The organism is Leptospira fainei serovar Hurstbridge str. BUT 6, from assembly GCF_000306235.2.
Lineage (GTDB): Bacteria > Spirochaetota > Leptospiria > Leptospirales > Leptospiraceae > Leptospira_B > Leptospira_B fainei.
In genome coordinates this window covers 331,783-347,496 of the sequence record NZ_AKWZ02000001.1, presented here as the reverse complement: position 1 = coordinate 347,496, position 15,714 = coordinate 331,783, and the positions used below count along the sequence as shown (strand labels likewise).

Here is a 15,714-nt window from a genome sequence, read left to right as displayed (position 1 = left end):
GAATAATTTCTACACGATGGAAATGCGCAAAAAGTTACAAAACCCGAAATCGAGAAAAATTTATGCCAAACGGTTTTCTTCGATTGAAGGCGTCTTTGGTGCAATGAAAGGATCTCGTGCAGGAAATAGATTCATGACAAAAGGATTGGAAAAAGTTTCTCTTGAATGGTCCGAAAGATGCTCCGCTCACAACATAGGAAAAATTTGCGGATTTCGGTATATTTAAACGATCTGCTACGGCAGTCCCTTCTTCTTTTTGCCATTCGCTTTAAAGAGGAAGAAGAATTTTCAGACAAACCAGGCCTCTTTTTCAACAGGCTCCCACCCAGGAAGGGTGGGCCTACGCCCCTCAAGAATTTGCAATATTTATAATGTTCGAAGAATGCCTTCCAGCTCTTTCTTTTCAGTCGGATCGGAACTTAGTTCTAACGCTTTTGTCAGGTCGCTCTTCGCTTCTTCCTTTTTACCGAGTTCCTTGAAAGCTATTCCCCTATAATAAAAGGCAGCTTGCGCATACCCTGTGCCTGGAGGATATTTTTCTAAATACAACGTAAACGTTTTTACGGTTTTCTCGTAGTTCTGCATTTCGGAATAAGTGACGCCTAGATTGAATAAAGCTCTATGTTGATTTTCTGTGGTGCGTTTTTCATCGGATGAGAAAGCCTTATAAAAGTAATTCGCAGCCTTAGCATATTCTCTCGCTTCGAAATAATATTCTCCCACTTTTAAAAGTAGTTTAGAATCTCCGGGATTCTTTTCTAACGAGGCCAAAAGGTCCCCTTCCTGGTCGCGTTTTGAATAAGCCTTCCTAAGAGTCTTCACGACCATTTTTGCGTCAGGCATGCCGCTAATTTTTTCGGTTATGCTACCGTTTCGATCCAGGAATAGAAGGGTGGGGTATCCGGAGACTTGGTATTTTTTTTTCAAATTGGGGAATCTGTCCCCGTCGAGGGAAAGGAGTACAAAACGTGATAACTCTGCCTGTACTTCTTTCTTAGGATAGATCTCTTTTTTTAGCGTTTTGCAATATCCGCACCAATCCGCATAGACATCGATAAAGATGGGCTTTCCTTCTTGTTTAGCCTTTGCGAAAGCTTTTTCTACGGACGACTCCCACTGTACTCCAACCGCAGCAATATCCGTAGAAACTACTGAAAATATTACGGAGAATAGTAGGATAAGAAATGGATTCCGTAGATTCATAAGTCGAACCTTATTATCAGACCTTTTTTCCAAAGTATCGGAATGAGGAATTCGGAAAAAGCCGGTTTTTTAGTTTACCCAAGGAAGTAAGACCGGAAATTCGAAGTTATCTCAAGGGGGAAAAATGGAATTTCTGCTTCAGCTCGAGGAAATCCTTAAGAAACGAAAGGCGGAACTCCCGGAAAAATCCTATACTGCCGACCTCTTTCGCAGCGGAGTTGATCGGATTCTGAAGAAAGTCGGAGAAGAAGCGGGCGAAGTGATTATCGCTGCAAAGAACGCCGATCAGAAGGAACTCACACACGAAGCCGCCGATCTTTTATTTCATTTGCAGGTTCTTTTAGTGGAAAGGGGACTTTCTCTTTCCGACATCGTTGCGGAGCTTAGAAAACGCCATTCTTAAGTCGTTCCGGTTCTTGCTCTAAATTCCGATTAAAGGTGCGATTTGATCTAGAGAATTCCTAAATCAGCACAATATTTGCCGAAACGATCCAGACCGGCTCTATCGGATTCGGTAATTTCGTAATGAAGTTCTTGCGTAAGATATTTGCGCACAAGTTCTTCGGGGAGACGGGTCTCCTTGGCGATTATATCTTCTATATGATCTTGTCCAAATTTCAACGAATCCATGAAGAAGGAATCCGGCAGTTCCAGCGGTTTTTTCGAGGCCCAAAGAGCGAAAATGAAGGAGGTCCCTGTCGTCTCGTACCACCAGCCAGCCAAATCTCGAACTTCATAAATTTCAGGATTCCACTCCGCGAACAATGCATTGTCGCCGAATAGCATATGCGATCCGCGACCGATGGAAATTTCTTCCTTAATTATCCTCGGATCGGTTGGAGAAACTTCAGGGAGATGTCCGGATTCATTATGAACCAAAACTCTCACCAGCGCCATACTAGTTCGCGAACCGTTATCAGTCAGGATTCGAAATGGAGGATAAGGTTCTTTTTTATTTTTAAAGAATTTTATGGAACGAACTTGTTCGGTGGCACAGACTCCGACTTTCATAGATACCGAAAGAACGTCGGCGTTTCTCAAGCATTCGATCGATGAAATAAGTCCTACGTCGATTAAACCTCGAAGCAAATAATCCTTTAAAAGGGAGGGATTTTCCGGCACCACTTTATGTTCCGAATGGTGCTCGAAGCCCCAAGTTAGGGGTCTTGCATTCAAGTGTTTAACGATACCGATTTTCAATCTTGATTTCCGAATCTGCTTCTGGAAGGGTTCTAATAGCCAAAAAACCAATTCATGGATTCCCAGCCAGAAAAATTAGCTTTTTCCTTTTCTTTTCAGAGTCGATTCTCGACTGTATTCCGAAATGGGAAAGTCCCGTCGGATATTAGAGATGAGCGAAAAAAATAAAATCGTAATTACCTTAAATTACGAGGTTCTTAACGCGGACCACGAAGATTTACGCGCATTCCTAAACTCTCATTTGGAAGGAAGTCCAACTCATGTGGTGTTGGATCTGAAGGAAGTGCAGGTTTTGACTTCTATCGCATTAGGGGCTCTGGTCGCCTTTGCAAACCGGCTTCGTAGCCAGGGAATGAAATTGGAAACGATTAATGTTTCCCCGAAATTACTAGAAATTATCAAACTCGTTTCCCTAGACCAGGCGCTCGGGATTCAATAATTCATGGAAGACACATTTTCTCATTTAGTCCAGATTTCGGACGAAGAGTTTCGATTCGTTAAAGATTTAATGTATCGGGAAACCGGTATTTTTTTGGCGGATCATAAGAAGATTATGGTCCAATCCAGACTGAATTCGAGAGCGCGATTTCATAAGATGGCGAGTGTCTCCGACTATATCCGAGCCCTTCAGGCCGATCGTAAGTTTTTCGAAAGCGAATTAACGGAACTTATTAATCGCATAACTACAAACAAAACGGATTTTTTTCGCGAGAATCATCACTTTGAATTTTTGAAAGACGTTTTTTTTCCCTCCGTCGAGGAAAAGGCGGCCAAAACTGGTAAGAAAAGCCTTCGCATTTGGTCAAGCGCTTCCTCTACCGGAGAAGAACCGTATTCGATCGCTATCACTTGCGCCGAATACTTCGCTTTTAAACCGGGTTGGGATATTAAGATTTTTGCGTCCGATATCGATACGAACGTCGTAAAGACCGCTCAGGACGGTGTTTATAAACCCGACAGACTCGAGCCGGTCAGCGAGTCGTTAAAGAAGAAATATTTTTTACGCGTCCGGGATTTGTCGGGAAGAGATGAAGATTTATATCAAGTCAAGCCTGAACTAAAGTCCATGATCGAATTTAAAAAAATTAATCTTCTGGAAACGCCTTATCCTTTCATAGAAAAGATGGATTGTATCTTCTGCAGGAATGTTATCATTTATTTTGATAAACAAACTCAGAAAAAGATTTTCGAAAATTTCGAACAGGTGCTTAAAGATCGAGGGCTAATGGTCATTGGACATTCCGAGACGCTATTCGGGATTTCAGAAGCTTATAAATTTCTCGGTCATACGATTTATCAAAAAAAGCCTAAAATTTAAGTCTGAATTTCCTTCACAGGCCTTATTATCAGTTGAACTTGAATTTTTCCGCGATTCTTCTAAGAGTTTCTGCGGTGCTTGAAAGTCCTTTCGAAGAAGTCGACATTTGTTCCGCACCTGACGCGGTATTTAACGTATGTTCGTTGATCTGAATGATGACTTGTGCGATTTCTCGGACAGCGCGCCGTTGCTCCGCGGTGGCTATTTTGACGGATTCCGATTCGGCTCCCACCTGATTGGCTTTCTGGTTCACAATCTTATTCACTTCCTCTTGTGACGAAGTGATCGAATAGAGTTTGTCCATCGCATCCGATACGCTATCCACATTGCGGATTATCGCATGAATAATCTCGGTAGAGGATTGAATTCCTTTTGCACCGGAATCTAATTCGGTATTATTCTTGGCGATCATCGATGAAATGGATTTAATCGATGAGGCTGTTTTTTCGGAAAGCTTGGAAATTTCCTCAGCAACGACTGCAAATCCTTTTCCGGCTTCTCCCGCACGGGCCGCCTCTATCGCCGCATTTAGTGCGAGTAATTGCGTTTGATCGGAAATATCATTAATGATTCCTACGATGGCTTTCATTTCTCCTGAGGATTTGAGAATGTTTGCGATCATATCCGTCATTCCGTTCAGAGATTCTTCCCCTTTTTTTGCCTGAGATGATATCGATTTAGCGATTCCTAAAGTACTTTGAATTTCTTCGCCTATCTTTCGAACGCTTTCCGAAAGCTCCGATATTTTGGCGTGAAAATCCGAAATATTCCTATACTGATTTTCGGTCGTTCCTGAAATCGTTTCCATTCCCGCCGACATCTCCTCGACGGTAGCGGACATTTGCTCCGTGGATGCAGCCGTAGATTGAGCGGAATTGGAAAAGTTCTCCGAATTCGCGGATAAGGCTTCGGCGGAAGATGCAAGCTCGGAAGACACTTTCTGTATCTCTTTTAATGAATTTTTTAGACCGTTTAAGAATGCGTTCGTATCCCGGCTTAGATCTCCGATTTCATCGTCATGGATGATATCTAAATCTTTACTAAGGTCTCCTTGTGACATGGATTTGAAAAGATTTCGCGCCTCTTCCAAAGGTTTCAGGCGAGTCGTTAATAATCTGGAGAGAAACAAAATAGATACGACTAGAAATATTGCCGCAAAGGCGATAATCTTATATAACATCGAGTGGACGACGTCGGCAAGTTCGTCCTTCGATACCACCGCAGCAACTAACATCCCATATTCTTCAATCCTATAAACGGTCGCAATTTTTTCTTTCTTAAAGAAATATTCGGTATGTTGGTCCGTTTTCAGGGACAACATGCGGCGTCCCCATTCGGTCTTTGATAAATCCAATTTCATAATCAAAGACTTGTCAGGATGTCCTACGACAACTCCTGCCGAATCTACAATTGCGATATAACCGTCGGCTCCGATTTTTACGTCTTTAACGACCGCTTCCGTTACCGAGTTCAGAGAGAGTGCGAATCCCAAAATTCCTACGACTTTTTTTCCATCCATAATCGGGACAGTAAGAAGCGTTACAGGTTCCTTCGTAATCGGGGATTGTCCTACTTTACTTAAAAAAGGTTTTCCTTGCAAGGACGCTTGGATGTTTTCATCAAATCCCTTTTTTCCCCAGCGAAAGTTAGACCCCTTTCCGGTCGCATCGGCGAATGTCAGTGGATTTTCCTCGGGGGTGGAAAAAAACGCATTCTCATAGACGGCAAATTTACTATTAAGGTCGGCTAACATCGGATTCAAAACGGCACGATCTTGGCCGGCAGCGGCTTTTATGACCGTAGATTGGTTGGCGATGAATTTTGCTAAATTGAATTGTGTATCGAAGAAATCCTTTATTTCCCGAGAACTTACGCGGGAGACTTTTTTCATTTCGTCAATGTATGTTTCTTCAATATAGCTCTTTGCAGTAAAATAAGCGAATGAGGATAACGCCGCAGTTAAAAGGATAACCGTAGCGCTACTGGAAAATAACAAAATTAGTTTTAAACTGTTGCGTCGCATTGGTACTCTTTTAGAATTATAACCGGAAATAGAAATTTAATGATACATATTATAGACGAAAAGAAATAGCTAATGCATACTTTCTATATCATTCAAAAAAGACGATATGGAATTGATATTTTCATATTTTGAATTTGTCGGTGATATTCTTTAAGGTTTCGGCAGTTGTGGCAAGATTCTGCGCCGATGATGACATTTGTTCCGAGCCAGAGGCGGTATTGAGCGTATGCTCGTTTATTTGGGTGATTACTTGCGTTATTTCTCGTACGGCGCGTTTTTGCTCGCCGGTTGCAAGTTTGACTGATTCCGCTTCCGATCCTACCTTATCGGCCTGATTGTCGACGATCTGGTTGATTCCCTCCTGGGCAGAAGTTATTTCATAAAGATGGTTCATTGCCTCCGCGACCGAATCGACGCTTTGAATGATGCTGTGTATGATTTCCACGGAAGATTGGATTCCTTTAGCGCCGACGTTCAGTTCGGAATTATTTTTATTGATCATATCTCCGATAGATTTGATTGAAGAAGCCGTTTTAACTGAAAGCTTGGAAATTTCTTCGGCCACTACTGCAAATCCTTTTCCCGCTTCGCCCGCTCTTGCTGCTTCGATGGCGGCATTCAAAGCAAGCAGTTGAGTCTGATCGGAAATATCGTTTATGATTCCGATAATTGCGGTCATTTCGCCCGAAGATTTAAGAATGTTGCCGATCATTCCGCTCATTCCTTTAAGCGACTCTTCTCCTTTCCGCGCCTGTGTTGAAATCGATTTTGCCACTCCGAGCGTTCCTTGAATTTCCGATCCAATCTTTCGAACTCCTGCCGATAGCTCTTTGATTTTGGAATGAAATTCAAGAATATTCTTATATTGTGTATCCGTAATCGAAGATATGCTTTCCATTCCTGCCGACATTTCCTCGACCGTTGCCGACATTTCTTCGGAAGATGCGGCCGTCGATTGGGCTCCCGAAGCGAATGCTTGGGATGAACCGGTCAATTGTTCGGCAGCTGCACCCAATTCTAGAGCGATACGTTGGATTTCGCGTAGCGAGGATCGCAAGCTGCCGATAAACGTATTCATTTCTAAGCTCATCGTTCCGATCTCGTCGTTATATGCGGCTTCGACATTGGTAGTCAGATCACCTAAGGCCATCGACTGAAAGACCTTGCTCGCCTTACTCAGAGGGCCTAACCGTCTTTTTAATAGAAAATAGAGGACTGAAAGAGCGATAATTGCGGTCAATGTCGAGGCGGCGAGTATTGCGAGAAGCATTCCTTTGAATGAACTCCAAATTTCATCCTTCGGAACGATTACGATGGCTAAAGTATCCCAATTCTTGAGACGGAAGAGGGTCGCATATCGCTCCTGACCTCTAAACTCGAATTCCATCATTTCGCCGGACGTCAAAGTTAATAATTTTTTTCCATAAGTGGTCTCTTTCGTCACATCCAAATTCAGGATCATGTCTTTTTTAGGGTGCGCGTACAATATTCCGTCCGCAGTAATCGCCGCCAAATACCCTTGTTGGCCTATTTTATAATTCTTAATTACTTTTTCCGAAAGTGATTCCAAGGAGACGGCCAGGGCCACGATTCCGATTACTTTCCCCGCATCCATTACTGGAACGGTGAGCAACGATACCGGTAATTTTGTGATAGGAGAACGGAGAGGCTTTCCTAAGTGAAATTTTCCTTCTAAGGCCGCCTTAATATTCGGAATGTTTTGCTCCCTTAACCCTAAGCGTAATCCGGTACCTTTTTCCAAAGCATCCGTGATCACTAACGGATCTTTTTCGATCGTGGTAACGAATACATTCTCGTATGCGCCGAATTTTTGGAGAACTTCCTTGTACAATGTCTGAGCGATCGGCTTTCCGCTGCGAATGGTTTCCTTGGTTCGGGGATCTTCAGCCAGAATTTCCGCGACTCTTAACTGGGTATCGTAAAAGTTTTCGATTTCCAACCCGGCGGATTGGCTTACGCTTCTCATTTGAGTGAAGTAAATTTCTTCGATCTGATCTTTTCCGACGCCTAAGGCCACTCCGGAAATCGTTACTACAAGAATGGCGATAATCGAAATGCTATAAGCGAGCAGGATAAATATCAGACTTTGACGTTTCATATAATATTATTTATTAAGACGACCTGTTTTGAAGATAATTTCGGGAGAGTCAATTATTTGTTCTTTCTTGAATAATCCGTACCATTAATTCTTACGGTTTTACTTTCGATTTAATGCGCTATTGGCTCTTTTAATACCATCGTTTCGCTTTACAGTTGCCCCTAAAAGCCGATAAAGGGATGTTGGAACATAAATTGGAACCGGTCCATTACTCCGTCCTTTACCGCGAGATTCTTTCCTTCTTTCTAGACGTTTTCGCACCAGATCAGGAAATTCTTTTTCTAGATGGCACTGCGGGTGAAGGGGGACATTCCCTTCTCCTTTTAGAAAATTTTCCCCGCGCAAATATTATTCTACTAGATCGGGACTCGGTGATGCTATCCAGAGCAAAGGCCCGTTTAGAAGGATTTCACGATCGTACTCATTTTATTGAGGCGAATTTTTCCGAAGTGGACGGGGAATTTCTTCGCGAAGCGGGAATAGGTCGACAACCGGACGGCATTCTTCTGGATTTAGGAATTTCCACATTTCATCTCTTACATGCCGGGCGCGGCTTCAGCTTCAGGGAAAACGAACCGTTGGACATGAGGCTTTCCGCAAGTGGAGGCATATCCGCGGAAGATGTGATTAATACGTATCCGGACAAGGCTCTTAGTAAAATTTTCTATGAATATGGAGAAGAGCGTTGGACCAAGAAAATCGTGGAAGCCGTGCTGGAACGGAGAAGACACGGTCGGATTTCCTATACCGGTGAATTAGCTCAGTTAATCTCTAGAGTGATTCCCCGAAAATTCTGGCCTCCGGGACGTCATCCTGCGACCAGAGTTTTTCAGGCCTTGCGGATAGAGGTGAATCAGGAATTACTTCATATAGAGTTCGGCTTATCCAAGCTTCTTGAAGTGCTTGCTCCCGGCGGGCGGTTTCAAGTCATCTCATTTCATTCTTTGGAAGATCGGATCGTTAAGAATAAGTTTCGCGATTACGCCCGTTTGTCGGACGCTAAAGTTGTGACGAAAAAACCGGTTCTTCCGGGGGAAGAAGAGATGCGCGAAAACAATGCATCTCGATCCGCTAAATTGAGGGTCATAGATAAACTTCTTCCGTCCGATACTATGGATATAGAAGAGGAGGAAGACGAAGAAGAATGAGTCGAATCGTTGAATTTGCGGACCATCGAATCTGGAGAGACTTGTCATTTTTAGGACTGATTTTTTTAAAAGTAGCTCTTCCTTGCTTTTTCTTATTTTTATTCGTTTGGCAAAACGTGCAAGTAGCCAGGTTGAATCGAGAACTGGCTCTCACTTCCCAATCTAAAGAACTGCTTTTAAAGAAAAACGACGATCTTAAAATCGGAATGGCTACTTATACTTCTGCCCGCCGTATCGAAGCATTATACAGGAAAACGTATCATTACTTGCCGATTACCGTGGGGGATAGAATTATTACCGTAACGCTCCCTCCGGAACGAAACGAGACCGATCTTGAAACTTTCCGTTCTCCTTGAAGCATTTCCCGGGATAAAAGTTTTATCTCCCTTTTTCGACGATTCTGAAGAAGTTATCTTTGCTCGCACGGATTCCCGTCAACTTTCCGAACAGGATCTGTTTTGCGTTCCGAATTCCTTGGGGATTAAAGGAATCGAATACGCCGCCGAATCGATCGGACGCTTTCTTTTGTTTCAAGATGGGACTCAAATTCCGGATCTTCCGAATAAGATCATCTTAACGTCTCCGCAAGATCCCGAAAAATATGCGGGAAAAATCGCCTCCTTCCTTCTCGGGAATCCATCCGAATCTTTGAAAGTGATCGGCATTACCGGAACAAACGGAAAAACGTCTCTTACTTATATACTTGCTTCATTGGGTGAAGCAGTTGGAGCGAGCTGTGGCGTTATCGGAACCGTAGGGGTTAGGTTTAAAGGAAAGAAAAAAGATACCGGTTATACTACTCCGGATGCGTGCACACTCCAAGAGATTTTAAAGGAAATGTTGGATGCAGGAATCGAATACGTCTTCATGGAAGCCAGTTCACACGGTCTGAAATTAGGTAGAACCGACGGTGTTCGCTTTATTGCAGGTGTTTTTACCAACCTCACTCAGGACCATCTAGACTTTCATTCGAACATGGAGGATTATCTCCGGAGTAAAAGTCTACTCTTCCAGTCCTTGAAGACCGAATCGGGAGCGTTCGGAGTTTTAGATCTAGCTTCACCCGGTGGCTCGCAAATGTTTAACTTGATCCGTAAGGGCCGTCCTGACTTGAAACTCTTTGCGATTTCCGACGAGAACGGCGAACTGAAAATCTCAAAAGAAGAATTTTCACTGCAGGGCACCGAATACGATTTCGAAATCCCGCCGGTATGGGGTGGTCGAGCTCGAATTCATACGAACTTATTAGGCGGGTTCAATATTCGTAATACGGCTTTGGCTCTGACTACGGCTTTAGGACTTGGTTGGCCTCGAAATTCTCTGCTGGAAGCTCTTCGTTCTATTCCGCAAATTCCCGGAAGGTTCCAGCTATACTATAGTCCTGATCGGTCAAGAATGGCGGTGGTAGATTATGCGCATACCCCGGATGCTCTTGAAAATATCTTAAAGAGCGTTCGGGAATCGAAACCTAAGGAATTAATCGTTTTATTCGGATGCGGCGGAGACCGTGATCGGACGAAGCGGCCTCAAATGGCTCGAATTGCGGAGAGACTTGCGGATAAAGTCATTCTGACTTCGGATAATCCCAGAACTGAGAACCCCGAGGCAATCTTGGACGAAATACAATCCGGTTTTTCGGCCGGGTTTACTCCGTTCCTTCGCGAAACGGATCGGGCCGTGGCTATTCGGCGAGGGATCTCCGTTTTACGCGAAGGAGGTTGTCTTTTGGTCGCCGGTAAAGGACACGAAGACTATCAGATCGTCGGAAAAGAAAAACGTCATTTCGACGACGGCGAAGAGATACAAAAAGCTTGGCAGTTTTCCGAATCAGGACGATAGGTTTAAGAGATCTTCCGATTCGGACCAAGGGGACTATGTTCTATTACGTATACGAGTATTTTTTCCGGGAATGGGATTCCCTTCGTATTTTCAGCTATGTAACCTTTCGCGCTTTGATGGCCGGCTTAACGTCCATGTTCATCACCTTTTGGTTCGGCGGAAGGATGATCCGTTTTCTGTATGGATTGAAATTTCGTGAAAGCGTCAGAGATGACGGTCCTAAATCTCATAACGCGAAATCGGGAACTCCCACGATGGGCGGCTTGATGATTGTAGGCGCTTTGCTTTTATCCGTATTGCTCTGGGGAAACCTCAAAAATTTAAACGTGCTCCTTTTATTAGCCGGCGCCGTATTGTTTTCCGCGCTCGGATTCGGGGACGATTATATGAAATCGGTAAAAAAGATCAAAGGAGGAATGAGAGCTCGAACCAAATTCGTTTTATCGATTCTTCTTTCGGCCGGTTTCTGTGCTGTCTATTTCTATTATACGGGCGAGTCTCACGGAGGTTCTTCCGGCAGAATTCCGTTTCATTTAACGGATTTATTCCTACCTTTTGTGAAAGGACCCGTTCTCGCGCTCGGTATCTTGGCGATTCCATTTTCAATTTTAGTAATTCTCGGCGCCTGCCATGGAGTCAATCTGACAGACGGTTTGGACGGGCTTGCCGGAGGAACGGCTTGCATTGCGGTGACGACTCTTGCGATCATTTCTTACGTGTCAGGAACTCCGGTCGCCGCTAATTATTTAAATATTCCTTATTTACCCGGAGCTCACGAATATAGCGTTTTCCTTTCCGCGTTGGCCGGAGCTCTTATCGGTTTTTTGTGGTTCAATACTCATCCGGCTCAAGTGTTTATGGGGGATACCGGATCTCTTTTTTTAGGTGCCACAATCGGAATGACTTGTGTGATGCTCAAAAAAGAAATCTTACTCGTGATACTAGGCGGGATCTTCGTGGCCGAGTCTTTATCAGTAATTTTGCAAGTAGGTTCTTTTAAATTAACTAAAAAAAGAATTTTTAAGATGGCTCCTTTGCATCATCATTTCGAGTTGGTTGGGATTTCCGAAACGAAAGTAGTTATTCGTTTTTGGATCGTAGCCGTCATTTTAGCGATCATCTCACTTTCAAGTCTGAAAATTCAATGAAAGAATTAGGGCGTAGATGGAGGGAATTCTGGGAGTCGCCCGGGGCTCCTTTCGATCCGCCCATGGTAGGAACGATCTTCCTACTTTTACTGTTCGGAATTTGCGTAATGTATTCCAGCTCTTCTATTACGGCATGGAGAGATTTTCACGATTCCGAGTATTTTTTAAAAAAACAAGCTCTTTGGGCGATCATCGGAATTCTTGTTTTTTTCTTTTTCGCAAATTTCTCCTACCGTCGTTTGGAGCGATTCGCATTGGCCGGCATCATAGTAAGCATCATACTTCTCATCCTGGTATTTATTCCGGGAATCGGAAAATCGGTCGGAACCTATTATGGAAGAAACTTCCATCGTTGGATAGGCATCGGACCATACCAGCTTCAACCGTCGGAGATCGCAAAGCTTGCTGTGGTGATTTATCTCTCCGCTATGATTTCCAAATTGAAAGATAAGGAAAATCGAGAACCGAAAAAGTTTTTAATTCCCGGCGCTCTACTTCTCTCCGTTCTCGTTTTAATTCTCGCTGAGCCCGCATTTGGAACGACGATGGAGATCCTATTCGTCGTCTTAGCGTTCGTATTCCTTTTCGGATTTCCGTTTCGTAATTTACTTTTAGTAGGTTTGGTATCCCTCCCGCTCGCTTATTTACTGGTTGATCGTGTCGGCTACCGAAAGAAGCGGGTGGAAGTTTGGCTAGATCCGTATAAATTCCGTTTTGATGAGGGACATCAATTGGTGACTTCGTTTAGGGCATTTTTGGACGGAGGATGGTTCGGGAATAAACTCGCGAGCGGATATGCTCACCGATATCTGACTTACAGCCATACGGATTTCGTATTGGCTACCTTTGTGGAAGACTTCGGATTTGTCGGCTTCCTTTTCTTTTTCGGTTTGGTTCTGTTTCTTTTGTATCGAACATACGTGTTATTAAAGAAAGTTTCGGACCCGTTCGGTTTTTACCTAGGAGCGGGCCTTCTGTTTATTCTCGGCACACAGTTTGTGATTAATAGTTATGTGGTCACGGGATTATTTCCGATCACGGGGATCAGTCTCCCGTTTATGAGTTACGGCGGGTCCTCGCTACTTGTTGTTCTGGCGGCTTTCGGAATTCTTGTCAATATTACTAGAAGAGAAAACCTAGGCGTATGAGATCCGTCTTAATCGCGGCCGGCGGGACCGGCGGTCATATTTCTCCGGGAGTCGCGTTGGCGGAAACACTGATCGCCGCCAAGATACCGTCCTTCGATATCGAAAAAATTTATATCCATTCTCTTTATCGAAACAAAGATAACCCTGACCTTAAACAGGCCCCTTGCGAAGTTCTATGGCATAATACTCCGAATTTATCCGGGAATTTTTTATTCTTACCGTTCCACTATATCTATCAATTGTTAAAATCCTGGATACAGTTCTCCCGTCTCGGGGTGGACGCGGTGATCGGGATGGGGGGATACTCCAGTTTTCCCGCTCTTCTCTACGCTCTAATATTTCGTAAAAAGATTTTTCTATGCGAACAAAATTGCATTCCAGGGAATGTTAACCGAATCTTCTTTCGCTTTGCCGACAAGGTCGCCTTTAGCTTTCCTCCTCGGGATACTAAGCTTTCTTGCCAATGGGAAATTTTAGGAAATCCGCTCCGAAATAAGACCGTTCCGAAACTCGCATTAAAATTCAGCGATAAATGGGATCCGAAAAAGAAGAAGCAGTTCAATGTTTTAGTTATGGGTGGTTCGCAAGGCGCTCGTCAAATTAATAATATAGTCGTCAATCTAATGAAACATGAAATGATTCAGGAAAGATTTCGTTTCCGCATGTTGACAGGAACGGCTCTATACGACGAGGTTTCCAAGAAAACCAAGACCGCGGATTTAATTTCATACTCCGATAATATGGCGGAGCATTACGAATGGGCAAACTTAGTCATAGCTCGCTCCGGATCCGGAGTACTTTCCGAATGTGCCGCATTCGCCCTTCCGATGATTCTAATTCCCTATCCCTTTGCGAAAGACGACCATCAAACCGCTAACGCAAAATACATGGAGGGGAATGGAGCAGCGGTTGTGATAGAACAACGCGACGAGGACGAGAGTAAGCTCTTTAAAATTCTTTCCGACCTCACGGATGACCCGAAAAAGTTAAATGATATTTCAGTGAAATCTTTGGAGTGTTCTCATGTCGATGCTGCAGAGGATACCGTTCGATTCTTCTTCGGAAAGGATTGATGTCCGGATTTAATTTTTCCAAACCCGATTTATCATTTTCTAAACCTTTTTTCCTTGGCATCGGCGGATCCGGAATGTCTAGCCTCGCACACATTCTACTCGATATCGGGTTGCCTGTTGTCGGCTACGACGGAAAGAAAAGTCCCACGACGAAAATATTGGAAGAGAAGGGCGCGATAATCTATTCCAAATCCGACGAAATTCCGGACCGATTCGATGCGGCCATTTACTCTTCCGCAATTCGATTGGATGAACATCCGATTGCAAAAGTCCTGAACGATCGTGGAGTTCCCTTCTTTCATCGGTCGAAAGTGTTACATGATTGTTTCGCTTCACAAATCGGTATTGCGGTAGCCGGTTCTCACGGTAAGACCACTACCACCGCTATGACGGGGTTTCTTTTGGATTCAGTCGGCTTGAAACCTTCCGTAATGGTAGGAGGAGAAGTCGCGTTTTTGGAAGGAAAAGGGGGAAGATTCGTGCAAGGAAAATATGCGGTTTTTGAATCCGACGAGTCGGACGGTACGTTTTTGAATCATGATGCGCCTATCCGTATATTAACGAATATTGATGAAGATCACCTGGACTATTATAAGTCGAGGAGGAATCTTTTGGAAGCGTTTGCGAAGTTCGTCGATAAGACACGAAGGCGTATTATTCTAAATTTGGACGATCCCGGTATACGGGAATGTATTCCTTTGGTTCGATCTAGAAAAACGATATTCGGATTTTTCGAAATCGACTCCGAACATTGGAACAAAGAAAAAAACGGGTCTTCCCTAGAAAGGAAATTCGGCCTGGAAGTCGATTCAGTGATCGCATATAAGATCGAAAAAGGTCGTTTAACGTTTCTTTATAATGGTAGTGAGATTTCTTTCAGTTCCAAGTTTCCTGGAGCCCATTATTTGCGAAATTCTTTGGCGGCGATTATGGCAGGTATAGAGGTCGGTATATCCGCCGAAGATGCAGTGCGATCAATTTCCGCCTATTCTGGCGTTAAGCGAAGGCTGGAATACTTAGGATCCGTAGACGGAGTCGACGTCTATGATGATTACGGTCATCATCCGACCGAAGTGAGAGCGGTGCTTTCTTCAATGGCGGAAATGTCCGATGGGAAAGGAAGAACGGTCGTCCTTTTTCAGCCTCATAGGTTCACTCGAACACAAAATTTATACAAAGAATTCGCGGAGAGTTTGGAGTCGGGAGAGATCGTATATCTTCTGCCGATATATTCCGCGGGGGAAAATCCGATTCCCGGGGTAAGCTCCGAATTGATCGTAGAAGCTATGAAGAGAAAACCGATTCTTCTTTCCGATGACGTCAAAATGGGATGTGCCGAGTTACGAAAGTTTCTTCGATCCGGTGATAAGCTAGTCACGCTCGGGGCCGGGAATGTTAGAGATTGGGGAATGGAATTTTTATCCTAGTCGGTTCGGTGATCTTAAAATTAGGCCTGTTCGTTTAACGAAATTTCCGAAATCGCTTCCTTCCGGTT

At 43.9% G+C, this 15,714-nt stretch carries 15 protein-coding genes; 11 read left to right on the top strand and 4 right to left on the bottom strand.

Annotation, left to right across the window (positions count from 1 at the left end):
• Positions 1 to 226 (top strand): transposase (locus LEP1GSC058_RS01470; RefSeq protein WP_039947879.1); only part of this gene is annotated, 226 nt, incomplete at its 5' end.
• 140 nt (positions 227 to 366) lie between these two features.
• Here the strand turns inward: LEP1GSC058_RS01470 and LEP1GSC058_RS01465 are convergent.
• A complete protein-coding gene (locus LEP1GSC058_RS01465; RefSeq protein WP_016547591.1) occupies positions 367 to 1,203 on the bottom strand; it encodes a thioredoxin family protein in 837 nt (278 codons plus the stop codon).
• Positions 1,204 to 1,327: 124 nt separating this feature from the next.
• Between LEP1GSC058_RS01465 and hisE the strand changes: the two genes are divergently transcribed.
• Entirely contained in the window at positions 1,328 to 1,606 is a 279-nt protein-coding gene (gene hisE / locus LEP1GSC058_RS01460; RefSeq protein WP_016547646.1) for a phosphoribosyl-ATP diphosphatase, read from the top strand.
• 47 nt (positions 1,607 to 1,653) lie between these two features.
• On the opposite strand, the gene LEP1GSC058_RS01455 is transcribed toward hisE, so the two are convergent.
• Positions 1,654 to 2,403, bottom strand: coding sequence for a menaquinone biosynthetic enzyme MqnA/MqnD family protein (locus tag LEP1GSC058_RS01455; protein ID WP_016547770.1), 750 nt, complete (start codon positions 2,401 to 2,403; stop codon positions 1,654 to 1,656).
• A gap of 151 nt (positions 2,404 to 2,554) precedes the next feature.
• On the opposite strand from LEP1GSC058_RS01455, the gene LEP1GSC058_RS01450 reads away from it, so the two are divergent.
• Together LEP1GSC058_RS01450 and LEP1GSC058_RS01445 are read left to right on the top strand one after the other, a co-directional pair.
• Entirely contained in the window at positions 2,555 to 2,842 is a 288-nt protein-coding gene (locus LEP1GSC058_RS01450) for an STAS domain-containing protein (protein ID WP_016547583.1), read from the top strand.
• Between the two features lie 3 nt (positions 2,843 to 2,845).
• Positions 2,846 to 3,721, top strand: coding sequence for a CheR family methyltransferase (locus LEP1GSC058_RS01445; protein ID WP_016547694.1), 876 nt, complete (start codon positions 2,846 to 2,848; stop codon positions 3,719 to 3,721).
• Positions 3,722 to 3,749: 28 nt separating this feature from the next.
• Here the strand turns inward: LEP1GSC058_RS01445 and LEP1GSC058_RS01440 are convergent, their stop codons facing one another.
• Positions 3,750 to 5,744, bottom strand: a complete 1,995-nt coding sequence (locus tag LEP1GSC058_RS01440) for a methyl-accepting chemotaxis protein (protein ID WP_039947826.1) — start codon at positions 5,742 to 5,744, stop codon at positions 3,750 to 3,752.
• A 121-nt stretch (positions 5,745 to 5,865) separates the two neighbouring features.
• Entirely contained in the window at positions 5,866 to 7,863 is a 1,998-nt protein-coding gene (locus tag LEP1GSC058_RS01435; protein ID WP_016547706.1) for a methyl-accepting chemotaxis protein, read from the bottom strand.
• A gap of 179 nt (positions 7,864 to 8,042) precedes the next feature.
• Here LEP1GSC058_RS01435 and rsmH point away from each other — a divergent pair, with 179 nt between their 5' ends.
• From rsmH to murC, 7 genes are read left to right on the top strand one after another with little or no spacing between them, the layout of a single operon-like run.
• Entirely contained in the window at positions 8,043 to 9,011 is a 969-nt protein-coding gene (rsmH, locus tag LEP1GSC058_RS01430; protein ID WP_016547677.1) for a 16S rRNA (cytosine(1402)-N(4))-methyltransferase RsmH, read from the top strand.
• Entirely contained in the window at positions 9,008 to 9,367 is a 360-nt protein-coding gene (locus tag LEP1GSC058_RS01425; RefSeq protein WP_016547726.1) for a hypothetical protein, read from the top strand. Before rsmH ends, LEP1GSC058_RS01425 begins: the two co-directional genes overlap by 4 nt.
• Complete coding sequence (locus LEP1GSC058_RS01420) at positions 9,345 to 10,850, top strand: UDP-N-acetylmuramoyl-L-alanyl-D-glutamate--2,6-diaminopimelate ligase (protein WP_016547620.1); 1,506 nt, start codon at positions 9,345 to 9,347, stop codon at positions 10,848 to 10,850. The genes LEP1GSC058_RS01425 and LEP1GSC058_RS01420 overlap by 23 nt, the downstream gene beginning before the upstream one ends.
• A gap of 35 nt (positions 10,851 to 10,885) precedes the next feature.
• Positions 10,886 to 11,998, top strand: a complete 1,113-nt coding sequence (mraY, locus tag LEP1GSC058_RS01415) for a phospho-N-acetylmuramoyl-pentapeptide-transferase (RefSeq protein WP_016547547.1) — start codon at positions 10,886 to 10,888, stop codon at positions 11,996 to 11,998.
• Positions 11,995 to 13,146 (top strand): FtsW/RodA/SpoVE family cell cycle protein, encoded by a 1,152-nt coding sequence (locus tag LEP1GSC058_RS01410; RefSeq protein WP_016547554.1) that lies wholly within the window; start codon positions 11,995 to 11,997, stop codon positions 13,144 to 13,146. The genes mraY and LEP1GSC058_RS01410 overlap by 4 nt, the downstream gene beginning before the upstream one ends.
• Positions 13,143 to 14,219 (top strand): UDP-N-acetylglucosamine--N-acetylmuramyl-(pentapeptide) pyrophosphoryl-undecaprenol N-acetylglucosamine transferase, encoded by a 1,077-nt coding sequence (locus LEP1GSC058_RS01405; RefSeq protein WP_016547626.1) that lies wholly within the window; start codon positions 13,143 to 13,145, stop codon positions 14,217 to 14,219. Before LEP1GSC058_RS01410 ends, LEP1GSC058_RS01405 begins: the two co-directional genes overlap by 4 nt.
• Positions 14,219 to 15,646, top strand: coding sequence for a UDP-N-acetylmuramate--L-alanine ligase (murC, locus tag LEP1GSC058_RS01400; RefSeq protein WP_016547678.1), 1,428 nt, complete (start codon positions 14,219 to 14,221; stop codon positions 15,644 to 15,646). Before LEP1GSC058_RS01405 ends, murC begins: the two co-directional genes overlap by 1 nt.
• Positions 15,647 to 15,714 lie beyond the last annotated feature (68 nt).

What these genes read in the sequence shown, in the direction of transcription:
- LEP1GSC058_RS01465 (WP_016547591.1), bottom strand. Translation starts at nt 1,203, where the DNA reads ATGAATCTACGGAATCCATTTCTTATCCTACTATTCTCCGTAATATTT.
- hisE (WP_016547646.1), top strand. Translation starts at nt 1,328, where the DNA reads ATGGAATTTCTGCTTCAGCTCGAGGAAATCCTTAAGAAACGAAAGGCG.
- LEP1GSC058_RS01450 (WP_016547583.1), top strand. Translation starts at nt 2,555, where the DNA reads ATGAGCGAAAAAAATAAAATCGTAATTACCTTAAATTACGAGGTTCTT.
- LEP1GSC058_RS01445 (WP_016547694.1), top strand. Translation starts at nt 2,846, where the DNA reads ATGGAAGACACATTTTCTCATTTAGTCCAGATTTCGGACGAAGAGTTT.
- LEP1GSC058_RS01440 (WP_039947826.1), bottom strand. Translation starts at nt 5,744, where the DNA reads ATGCGACGCAACAGTTTAAAACTAATTTTGTTATTTTCCAGTAGCGCT.
- LEP1GSC058_RS01435 (WP_016547706.1), bottom strand. Translation starts at nt 7,863, where the DNA reads ATGAAACGTCAAAGTCTGATATTTATCCTGCTCGCTTATAGCATTTCG.
- rsmH (WP_016547677.1), top strand. Translation starts at nt 8,043, where the DNA reads ATGTTGGAACATAAATTGGAACCGGTCCATTACTCCGTCCTTTACCGC.
- LEP1GSC058_RS01425 (WP_016547726.1), top strand. Translation starts at nt 9,008, where the DNA reads ATGAGTCGAATCGTTGAATTTGCGGACCATCGAATCTGGAGAGACTTG.
- mraY (WP_016547547.1), top strand. Translation starts at nt 10,886, where the DNA reads ATGTTCTATTACGTATACGAGTATTTTTTCCGGGAATGGGATTCCCTT.
- LEP1GSC058_RS01410 (WP_016547554.1), top strand. Translation starts at nt 11,995, where the DNA reads ATGAAAGAATTAGGGCGTAGATGGAGGGAATTCTGGGAGTCGCCCGGG.
- LEP1GSC058_RS01405 (WP_016547626.1), top strand. Translation starts at nt 13,143, where the DNA reads ATGAGATCCGTCTTAATCGCGGCCGGCGGGACCGGCGGTCATATTTCT.
- murC (WP_016547678.1), top strand. Translation starts at nt 14,219, where the DNA reads ATGTCCGGATTTAATTTTTCCAAACCCGATTTATCATTTTCTAAACCT.